The 9,405-nt window shown below is 71.1% G+C and carries 12 protein-coding genes and 2 pseudogenes; 9 read left to right on the top strand and 5 right to left on the bottom strand.

Translation table 11 applies throughout. The annotated features are described in order from the left end of the window. A pseudogene (locus IH13_RS39120) lies at positions 1-451 on the top strand (IclR family transcriptional regulator); the annotation flags it as partial. A 40-nt stretch (positions 452-491) separates the two neighbouring features. Next, positions 492-1,220 carry a dipeptidase PepE gene (gene pepE / locus IH13_RS0132405; RefSeq protein WP_031090074.1) on the top strand — a complete coding sequence of 243 codons (729 nt, stop codon included), beginning with the start codon at positions 492-494 and terminating at the stop codon, positions 1,218-1,220. Here the strand turns inward: pepE and IH13_RS0132400 are convergent. Further along, on the bottom strand, positions 1,156-2,718 hold the full coding sequence (locus IH13_RS0132400) for an MFS transporter (protein WP_031090072.1): 1,563 nt from the start codon (positions 2,716-2,718) through the stop codon (positions 1,156-1,158). The genes pepE and IH13_RS0132400 overlap by 65 nt on opposite strands. Before the next feature lie 250 nt (positions 2,719-2,968). Between IH13_RS0132400 and IH13_RS0132395 the strand changes: the two genes are divergently transcribed. Further along, positions 2,969-4,477 carry an MFS transporter gene (locus IH13_RS0132395; RefSeq protein ID WP_234433473.1) on the top strand — a complete coding sequence of 503 codons (1,509 nt, stop codon included), beginning with the start codon at positions 2,969-2,971 and terminating at the stop codon, positions 4,475-4,477. A 117-nt stretch (positions 4,478-4,594) separates the two neighbouring features. Here the strand turns inward: IH13_RS0132395 and IH13_RS0132390 are convergent, their stop codons facing one another. The 3 genes from IH13_RS0132390 to IH13_RS0132380 form a co-directional block, all read right to left on the bottom strand. Beyond that, complete coding sequence (locus IH13_RS0132390) at positions 4,595-5,227, bottom strand: response regulator transcription factor (RefSeq protein WP_031090067.1); 633 nt, start codon at positions 5,225-5,227, stop codon at positions 4,595-4,597. Positions 5,228-5,347: 120 nt separating this feature from the next. After that, a complete protein-coding gene (locus IH13_RS0132385) occupies positions 5,348-5,764 on the bottom strand; it encodes a hypothetical protein (RefSeq protein ID WP_051836002.1) in 417 nt (138 codons plus the stop codon). A 141-nt stretch (positions 5,765-5,905) separates the two neighbouring features. Then, positions 5,906-6,166, bottom strand: coding sequence for a hypothetical protein (locus IH13_RS0132380; RefSeq protein ID WP_031090063.1), 261 nt, complete (start codon positions 6,164-6,166; stop codon positions 5,906-5,908). Between the two features lie 105 nt (positions 6,167-6,271). Here IH13_RS0132380 and IH13_RS0132375 point away from each other — a divergent pair, with 105 nt between their 5' ends. The 3 genes from IH13_RS0132375 to IH13_RS0132365 are packed head-to-tail and all read left to right on the top strand — an operon-like array spanning position 6,272 to position 7,564. Then, entirely contained in the window at positions 6,272-7,108 is an 837-nt protein-coding gene (locus IH13_RS0132375; protein ID WP_031090062.1) for a helix-turn-helix domain-containing protein, read from the top strand. Next, complete coding sequence (locus IH13_RS0132370) at positions 7,105-7,314, top strand: DUF397 domain-containing protein (protein WP_031090060.1); 210 nt, start codon at positions 7,105-7,107, stop codon at positions 7,312-7,314. The genes IH13_RS0132375 and IH13_RS0132370 overlap by 4 nt, the downstream gene beginning before the upstream one ends. A 40-nt stretch (positions 7,315-7,354) precedes the next feature. Then, positions 7,355-7,564 carry a DUF397 domain-containing protein gene (locus IH13_RS0132365; protein WP_031090057.1) on the top strand — a complete coding sequence of 70 codons (210 nt, stop codon included), beginning with the start codon at positions 7,355-7,357 and terminating at the stop codon, positions 7,562-7,564. 35 nt (positions 7,565-7,599) lie between these two features. Here the strand turns inward: IH13_RS0132365 and IH13_RS39935 are convergent, their stop codons facing one another. Continuing rightward, the gene (locus IH13_RS39935; RefSeq protein ID WP_051836001.1) at positions 7,600-7,887 is read right to left on the bottom strand and encodes a hypothetical protein; all 288 of its coding nucleotides are present in this window, start codon (positions 7,885-7,887) and stop codon (positions 7,600-7,602) included. Between the two features lie 457 nt (positions 7,888-8,344). On the opposite strand from IH13_RS39935, the gene IH13_RS0132355 reads away from it, so the two are divergent. The 3 genes and pseudogenes from IH13_RS0132355 to IH13_RS0132345 form a co-directional block, all read left to right on the top strand. Further along, entirely contained in the window at positions 8,345-8,761 is a 417-nt protein-coding gene (locus IH13_RS0132355; RefSeq protein ID WP_234433475.1) for a hypothetical protein, read from the top strand. A gap of 130 nt (positions 8,762-8,891) precedes the next feature. Next, a complete protein-coding gene (locus tag IH13_RS0132350) occupies positions 8,892-9,086 on the top strand; it encodes a hypothetical protein (protein ID WP_031090054.1) in 195 nt (64 codons plus the stop codon). Next, positions 9,086-9,405 (top strand): annotated as a pseudogene (locus IH13_RS0132345) (hypothetical protein); the annotation flags it as partial. The gene IH13_RS0132350 and the pseudogene IH13_RS0132345, both read left to right, overlap by 1 nt.

Genomic DNA, 9,405 nt, shown 5'->3' with positions numbered 1-9,405 from the left:
GAGATGTGTATAAGAGACAGCCTGGAGGAGCTGCGCCGCGCCACCGGCGACACCGTCCTCTTCTGCCTCCCGGACAGCTTCCACATGCGGTGCGTGGCGGCGGAGGAAGGGGAGTCCGGGCCGCTGCGGTACTACCCGCTGGTCGGCGAGCTCTACCCGGCGCACGCCGGCGCCACCAGCAAGTCCTTCTACGCCTACCTGCCCGACGACCAGCGCCACCGGCTCTTCCGGGGCCGCCCCATGGCGCGCTTCACCGACCGGACCGTCACCGACCCGGACCTGCTGGAGCAGCAGTTCCTGAAGGTCCGCGCCCAGGGGTACGCCTGGACGGTCGGCGAGTACGACACGGGCGTCTCTTATACACATCGCCGCGCACCTGCTGGAACAGCGGCTCACCCGCCCGCCCCAGCGGCCCAAGGGCCGCGCGGGACGCCCCCGTACCGCCACCTGAGCCGCCCCACCCGTCCGACCCGTCCGACCCGAGGAACCCCGTGAATCTGCTGCTGCTCTCCAACTCCACCCAGTACGGCCGCGGTTACCTGGAACACGCGCTCGATACCGTCACGTCGTTCCTGCCGGCGAACGCGCGCCTCGCCTTCGTCCCGTACGCCCTCGCCGACCACGACACGTACACCGCCCGGGTCCGCGGCGCCCTGGAGCCGGCCGGTATCACCGTGCGCGGGGTCCACGAGGGCACCGACCCCGGCGCCGTACTCGCGGAGAGCGACGCCGTGTTCATCGGCGGGGGCAACTCCTTCCGGCTGCTCGACGCCCTGTACCGCACCGGACTGCGTGAGGCCGTGCGCGACGCCGTGCGCGGCGGGCTGCCCTACATGGGGGCCAGCGCCGGGACCAACATGGCCGCGCCGACGCTGCGTACGACCAACGACATGCCCATCGTGCAGCCGCCGTCCTTCGGGACGCTGGACCTGGTGCCGTTCCAGATCAACCCGCACTACCTCGACCCGGACCCGGACAGCACCCACAAGGGCGAGACGCGTGAGGAGCGGCTCACCGAGTTCCTGGAGGAGAACGACGTCCCCGTGCTCGGACTGCGCGAGGGTTCCTGGCTCAGGGTCGACGGCGACCGGGCGCACGTCGACGGCGCCCGCCCCGCCCGGCTGTTCACCCGCGGCACCCCGCCGCGGGAGCTTCCTACGGGGACGGACGTGTCCCCTCTGCTGACGACGGTGCCGCGGTTCGACGCTCCGGCGCGCTGACGGCGGCGGAGCGCACCGCGGACGGCGAGGGGGTGCGGGCGTCGCCCGCACTGCTCGCCAGCAGGACCGGCCGCTCGGGACGCGGCGACGGGAGGAACGCCGCCAGGACCAGGCCGGCCAGCACCGCGCCCGTCGCGATCATGAACGAGGTCCGGAACCCCTCCATGGTGGGGACGTCCACCGGCCCCATCCGTACCGAGGTGCCGGCGAGCACCATGCCGATGACCGCGCTCGACAGCGAGGTGCCGATCGACCGCATCAGCGTGTTGAGACCGTTGGCGGCCCCGGTCTCGGACGCGTCGACGGCGCCGATGATGAGCGCGGGCAGCGAGGAGTAGGCGAGCCCGATCCCGGCCCCGAGCACCACGGCGATCACCACGGTCTGCCAGGGGGCGCTCATCAGACCGAGCCCCGCCCCGTACCCGACGGCGATGACGAGCATGCCCAGGATCAGGGTGGTCTTGGGGCCGCGGCGGGCGGAGAGGCGGGCGTACAGCGGGGCCACGAACATCATCGTCAGTCCCAGCGGCGCCACGCAGAGCCCGGCCACCACCATCGACTGCCCCAGGCCGTACCCGGTCGAGGAAGGCAGCTGGAGCAGCTGCGGCAACACCAGCGACACCGCGTAGAACGCGACGCCGACCATGATCGAGACGAGGTTGGTCAGCAGCACCTCACGGCGCGCACTGGTCCGCAGGTCCACCAGCGGCGCCGGGCTGCGCAGTTCGAACAGTCCCCACAGCACCAGGATCACCAGCGACGCGGCGATCAGTCCGAGCGTGAGCGGCGAGGACCACCCCCAGTCGCTGCCCTTGGTCACGGGGAGCAGCAGGCAGACCAGGCCCAGGGCGAGCCCCAGCGCGCCGGGGAGGTCGAAGCGCCCGGGGGCGCGCAGGGCGGATTCCGGGACGGCGAGAAGGACGAGGGCCATGGCGAGGACACCGAGCCCGGCCGAACCGAGGAACAGCGCGTGCCAGTCGGCGTGCTGGGCCACGAGCGCCGCGGCCGGCAGGGCCAGCCCGCCGCCCACCCCGATCGACGAGCTCATCAGGGCCATCGCCGAACCGAGCTTCTCGCGCGGCAGCACATCACGCATGATGCCGATGCCCAGCGGTATCGCGCCCATGGCGAAGCCCTGGAGGGCCCGGCCGGCGATCATGACGACGAGCTCGTCCGTCGAGGCGCAGACCAGCGAACCGACCACCATCACCGCGAGGCTGGAGAGCAGCATCCGCCGTTTGCCGAAGAGGTCACCGAGCCGACCCATGATCGGGGTCGCGACGGCTCCGGCGAGCAGGGTGGCGGTCATCACCCAGGTGGCGTTCGCCGGGGCGGTGCCGAGCAGGGTGGGCAGATCCTTGATGACGGGGACGAGCAGGGTCTGCATCACGGCGACCGTGATGCCCGCGAACGCGAGGACGGGGACGATGCCGGCTCTCCGGCCCTGTTTCGGCCCGAAGGGATCCTCGGTCAGCTGTTCGTGCGTCATCCGTTGCATACGTATGGCCTCCGGGCAGGGCAGAGCGAAAGGGGCGGTGGGTGGGTCCGGGCATGCGTCGGCACCCGGTGGGCAGCACCCACCACCAAGTGTGTGCACACTGAAACCTTTCTTACGAGTGCGATATTCCGATGAACGGGGTTGAAATACGCGCCGGTTCGCACGAAGAACGGTGAGAGGTCCTACGCCGCCCGGTGGAGGCCGGGGCGGGACCACCAGCGGATGTACGGGGCACAGAGCGCCTGAGAGTATGACGGTCATGGTTGACGTCTCCGCCCCCGAAGGGCCGCCCACCCGATCGAGGACCCGCACCTGGGCCGTGGTCGTGGCCGCCTGCACCGGTCAGTTCCTCGTCGTCCTCGACGTGTCCGTCGTCAATGTGGCCCTGCCCTCGATGCGCACCGACCTGGCGCTGAGCGTGTCCGGGCTCCAGTGGGTGGTGAACGCCTACTCGATCGCGTTCGCCGGGTTCATGCTGCTGGGCGGGCGCGCCGCCGACATCTACGGCCGCAAACGGATGTTCCTGACCGGGCTCGGCCTCTTCACCGCCGCGTCCCTGGCGGGCGGGCTCGCCCAGGAGGGCTGGCAGCTCCTCGCCGCCCGGGCCGGCCAGGGGCTGGGCGCCGCGGTCCTCTCCCCGGCGACGCTCACCATCCTGACCGCCGCCGTCCCCGAGGGCCCCGCCCGCACCAAGGCGATCGGCACCTGGATGGCGGTCGGCGCGGGCGGCGGGGCGGCCGGCGGACTGATCGGCGGGATACTCACCGACGCCCTGTCCTGGCGCTGGGTCCTGCTCATCAACGTGCCCGTGGGCGCGCTGGTCCTCGTCGGCGCCGCCCTGTGGCTCGCCGAGGGCCGGGCCGGCGACCGGCGCCGGGTCGACCTGGCGGGCGCGGTGCTCGTCACGGTGGGCCTCGCGACGGTGGCGTACGGCATCGTGCAGACCGAGGCGGCGGGCTGGAGCGCCCCGGAGACCCTGGTGCCCCTGCTCGGCGGACTGGCCCTGCTCGGACTCTTCGTCCTGGTCGAGGCACGTACGGCCGCCCCGCTGATGCCGCTGCGGGTGCTCGGGGTACGGGCGGTGTCCTCCGCCAACGTGTCCATGCTGCTGATGGGCTCGGCCACCTTCTGCATGTGGTACTTCATGACCGTCTACGCCCAGAACGTGCTGGGCTACACGCCGTTGAAGGCCGGGCTTGCCCTGATGCCGACCTCCGCCGCCGTCGTCCTCGGATCGACGGCCGCGCCCCGGCTGATGGCCCGCATCGGTGCCAAGAGCCTCGCGGTGACCGGGGTCCTGGTCGCCGCCGCCGGCTTCGGATGGCAGTCGACGATGGGGCCCGACGGCGCCTACCTCACCGCCATCTGCCTGCCCGGCGTCCTCATGATGGCCGGAGCCGGGCTGGCCTCCACCCCGCTGGCCACGCTGGCGACCTCCGGCGCGGCGCCCGGGGATGCCGGACTCGTCTCGGGCCTCGTCAACACCTCCCGCACGATGGGCGGCGCGCTGGGCCTCGCGGTGCTGTCCACGGTCGCGGCGGCCCGCACCGGCGGTTCCACCGGGGCGGCGGAGGTCACCGCCGGTTACGCCCTGGCCTTCCGCACGGCCACGGTGGTGCTGCTGGTGGGCGCGGCCATGATGCTGGTGTGGCTGCCGAGGCGGACGGGACGGCAGGGCCGCGCCTCCGCACCCATGGCCGGGAGCGCGGAGAAGCGTACGGACGCGACCACGGCACGGTCGCTGGACCGGTCCGGCTGACGGCGGGGCCGTCGCCGCGCGTGGGGCTGTCGCGCGGGGGTCTGTCGTGCCGGCGGGTCAGCCGTGTGGGCGGGTGCGAGCAGGGCCGTCGTCCTGACGGCTCGTCCTGAGGGCTCGTCAGAGCCAGCCCTGCTGACGGGCGGCCCGCACCGCCTCCATACGGTTGCGGGTGCCCGTCTTGCCGATGGCGGAGGACAGGTAGTTCCGTACCGTCGACTCCGACAGGTGCAGCTTCGCCGCGATGTCCGCGACCGTCGCCCCGTCCACGGCGGCGTTCAGCGCCTCCTGCTCCCGGGTGGTCAGCGGGCTCGGCCCCGCCCCCAGGGCCGCCGCGGCCAGCGCCGGATCGATCACCGTCTCCCCGCTCAGCACCCGCCGGACCGCCTTCGCCAGATCCTCGACCGGCCCGTCCTTCACCAGGAACCCCGCCGCTCCGGCCTCCATCGCCCGCCGCAGATAGCCGGGCCTGCCGAACGTCGTCAGGATCAGCACCCGGCACTCCGGCACCTCCGTGCGCAGATCGGCGGCGGCGTCCAGGCCGCTGCGGCCCGGGAGTTCGATGTCCAGCAGGGCCACATCCGGGCGCGAGGCGAGGGCCGCCTCAAGGATCCGGTCCCCGGCCTCGACCTGGGCGACCACCTCGAAGTCCGGTTCCATACCGAGCAGCAGGGCGAGCGCGCTGCGCATCATGCCCTGGTCCTCGGCGAGCAGCAGACGTACGGACCGGGCCGGGCGGTGGTCCTGCGGCATCTCGTTCACGGGGGACAGCGTAGGGGGACGCCGGGCCGGGGTCCGCCGGGTGGCGGCTCGCCCCGGCCCTGGCGCGGGGCCAGATGTACGGACCCGCGAGGCGGGGGACCCGCCGGCCGGCTAACCGCCTTGCCCCGGGCCGCCTCGACCGGGCCCGCCCTGACCCGGCCCGCCCTGGTCGCGGTGCAGGTGAGGGTGTTCCCGTACGAGGTGGGCGAGGATCGCCTCCTGGGTCGGGTCCACCACGTCCCAGCTGTGCCCGGAGGGATGGCCGGCGAACAGTTCGCACGCGTCCCCCTCGTCGCCGGTCGCGGGGCACCAGGGCAGACCCACGAGGCAACGACGGTGCCCGTCCCAACGAGCCCAAACCGCACCGCCGTTGGCGTCGTCGTCCCACAGTGCGCCCGCGTGGTCCTCCTCGTGCCGCTCACCGAGTTCGCACAGGACGTGGCCGGCTTCCATGGGGCGGTCCGGGGTGGCCGGCCGGGTGACGTGGGGCGGGGGAGGGAGGAAGAGCAAGCCGGTGCACTGGTTCACGGGTGCGGCCTTCGTCGGTGGGTCGGTGGGGATGAGGGGAGCCCGTCGGGGCGGTCAATACGCGTCCTGAACATGGGGGTGACATGTTCCGATGCGTTCCGTGGCCGGGCCCGTCCCTCGGCGGGACGGTTCGGCGGCCGGTCACAGCACCGCCCCCCGGCTCCGGGCGTTCGCGCGGGCCGTCTCGGCGTGCAGGCGTTCCTTGGCGCTCGCGGGCCGGACGTGGACCGGGTCCACCTCCCACTCGGGCCCGCCCCGTATGGGCCGCAGCGACCAGTACGGCCCGGCGACCCCGCGGAACTCGCCCACGCGATCGCCCCTGCTGGTGTCCACCACGAGGGCGCCACGGACCGGGGCGGGCGGGGGCTCAGGTCCGCGCGACGGGACACCGTCTCCGGTCACGGCCGCTCCTCTCCGTAGTGACCCGACTACCGGGGCGGTCAGCGTGTCCTAGAGTCAAAAACCGTTCAACGTGTCAGTTGAGGACGGACGGTTGGTGGTCATCCGGTGAACCGTAAGGACTTGAACCCCGACAGCAGCCCCCAAGCCGCCTTCGGTGCGCGTCTGCGCAGCGCACGCGAGGAGCGCGGGTGGACACAGGAAGGGCTGGGCGAACGGGCGGGCTATTCCGGCACCCACCTCTCTTCCGTCGAAACTGGTCGCAAGCTTCCGACCTTGCGTCTTGCGCGGAGTCTCGACCGCGTGTTCGGTACAGGGGACACGGCCGACACGTTCGAACGCGCCTGGCGCGAGATTCGGCACGGCAGCCTGCTGGAGGGCTTCCCGGAGTTCGTCGGGTACGAGGGCCGGGCGGCGGAGATCCGGCTGTACGAAGTGGGCGTCGTGCCCGGTCTGCTTCAGACCCCGGAGTACGCGTCCGTGCTGGCGGACAGTGCGGTGAAGCGGGGCGCGATCACGGCGGACCAGGCGAGAGAGCGGGTGGCGCTCGTCGCAGAACGGCAGGCGGCGTTGGTGCGGGCCAACCCGCCACTGGTCTTCGCGCTGTTGGATGAGAGCTGCATCCGTCGGCCCATCGGCGGACACGACGTCATGGACGCGCAGTTGGAGCGGCTCGAGGGTTTCGCCGAACAGGCGAACACCGTGTTTCAGGTCGTGCCGTTCGAGATGGGGGAGCGTCGGCCGTTCAATCTGCCGATAACGGTGCTGACCATGGCGGACCGGTCCCTGATGTCATATGCCGAGTCGGCTCAACAGGGCCATCTGGAGCGGGAAAGCACTTCCGTAGTGCCCCTGTTGACGGCCTACCATCAGTTGCAGGCCGAGGCGCCGTCGCAGGCGTCGTCCGTGGCCACGATCCGCCAGCTGCGAAAGGGCACTCCGTGACGACCGATTCCCCTCGTTGGTTCAAGTCTTCGTACAGCGACAACGGCGGCCAGTGCATCGAGGTCGCCGTCAACCTGGCCGCCTCGCGCGGTGTGGTTCCCGTCCGTGATTCCAAGGATCGGAGCGGCCCGGTTCTGGATCTGGCGACCGGTGCTTTCAACGCGTTCGTGGCGGGCGTCAAGGCTGGGCAGTTCGGCGCCGTCTGACCGAAGTAGTCATGACCCGTCGGCGACGAAAGGGCACTCCGTGACGACCGAATCCCCCCGTTGGTTCACGTCCTCGTACAGCAACAACGGTGGCGCCTGTGTCGAGGTTGCCGCCAATCTGGCCGCCTCGCGCGGTGTGGTTCCCGTCCGTGATTCCAAGGATCGGAGCGGCCCGGTTCTGGATCTGGCGACCGGTGCTTTCAACGCGTTCGTGGCGGGCGTCAAGGCCGGACGGTTCGGCGCCGTCTGACCGTTCCGCCTGCGCCCGGCGCTTCCCGTGCCCCGTCATGCACCCCGTGACGGGGCACGGACGTCTTCAGCCGCGTCCGGCTCAGGCCGTAGGCGGGTCCTGACTGATGGCCGCGAGCCGGTGACGAAGCAGCAGTCGATGATCTCGTACTGGCCGACTTCCAGGAACCAGCGCACCTCCTCGGGGTCGCTCGCGGTGAGGATCGTACGGGCGGCTGCGCGCAGCGCAGGCGGCAGCGCGGGGTCGGAGAGGAGCCGGGCGGCGGCCACGCGGTCGTGCTGCGCCTGAGCGAGGCGGTAGCCGGTTCCCAGGAAGGCGCGCATGTCTCCCCGACCGTGCCGTTCAGGGCCTTTCAGCCCTGCGTACGAGCCTCCGGGCCGGCTTCAGGACGGCATGTGAGCTGAGCGATCGCCACCCTGAGGTCGGTGGCTCCCTCCGCGGCCGTGGGCGCGTGGGAGAGCGGGCAGGGAACAGGTGCCCGGCCGAACGCGGGCGCTTCCCGTGCCTCGTCGTGCGCCAGGTGACCGGGTGCAGGTGTTCCTCAGGCGCCCCTGATTTCGCCGGCTCCTGGCCCTCCGTAATGCCGCAAGTGCAGGCAGGGCGACCGGACCGGGGTGGTGGTGCTCGGGCGGGGAAGTGCTCGTACGTATGATCGTCCACCTGTGGTCAGCTGCTGATCATATGGTAGGCGTGGCATGCACATTGCCTATGGTCCGGAACACGGGGGTGCCGAGGATGTCGTTCGAAGAGCTTTGGGCCGCTGAGAAGGCGGCCGTGACTATGAGGCTGAACCAGGCCGGCGGCACGGGTGGCTCCGCACCCGGGGCGGGCACGGCCGACTACGTGGTACCGGATGATGAACTGGGGGACATCGGCCACGCTGCCTACGGGCTCTTCAACGGCCTCGAATCCGCAGGCAAGCACGCGAACACGGCGAGCCGGACCGCCGGCACGAGCCTCAAGGGTGAGGGCTTCGACCTCGGCGCGGCGTTCACCGAGGTGAACCGTACCTGGGAGACGCAGGTGAAAACCCTCCTCCAGGCATGTGCCCACATTTCCAACCACCTCAACTACACGAAGAAGTCGAGCAAGGCCGACGACGACTGGATCGAGGCGCAGTTGCGCATCATCGGCCCCGTTGCGCCGGGGGCCGACGCGTCCGTGCCCGCTTCGCAGATCAACAAGTACTTCCACTGAGGAGTTGCCGCAGTGCCCACCTTTGAGCAGCTCCCGCCGGAGACGTCGTCCAGCGCGCAGTCGACGCGGGCACGGCCGAGTACATGAACGGGCTGAACGCCAAGGTCTCGATGCCGATACCCGCAACAACATGATCGACCACTACGACAACGGTGAGCGAGAGATGTACGCCATGCTGCGGAAAGTGGCGACGAAGAGGGAACTCGACGAGGAAGAGCTGGACGCGAGTCCCGGTGAGTATGAGGACGGCCTGCAGCCGACTGCCCAGCAGTGGTATCAGAGCGGCATCAAGGACGCCGACATGAAGATGGGCGAGCGGTACTGATGAACCGTAAGTACGTGGTCCCGCCGGCCGTCCTCGTGGTCGCCGCGGCTGTCGTGGCCGTCGTCCAGCTGTGGCCCAGCACGCTGAAGGATCTCCGCGCGGAGAACGTGTGCCTGGGCATGCTCACCGAGGAGACGGCGGGTCTGCTGCACGACGGCAAGGGGGGCACGCTCGCCGTCGACGAGGACACGGCGGACGGATCCGCGTCGGACCCGGTCTTCACCACCACCTGTTTCGTCAACCGGGTTCCTGAAGGCAGTGCGGCGCAGCGGCTTCAGTACGCCCTCGTCGTGCGGCCGGCCACCGCCCTCGGCGAGCC

Source organism: Streptomyces sp. NRRL WC-3549, from assembly GCF_000721935.1.
Taxonomy (GTDB): domain Bacteria; phylum Actinomycetota; class Actinomycetes; order Streptomycetales; family Streptomycetaceae; genus Streptomyces.
Note: the sequence above shows the minus strand (reverse complement) of the source record. Positions and strands in the feature narration are given on the sequence as shown.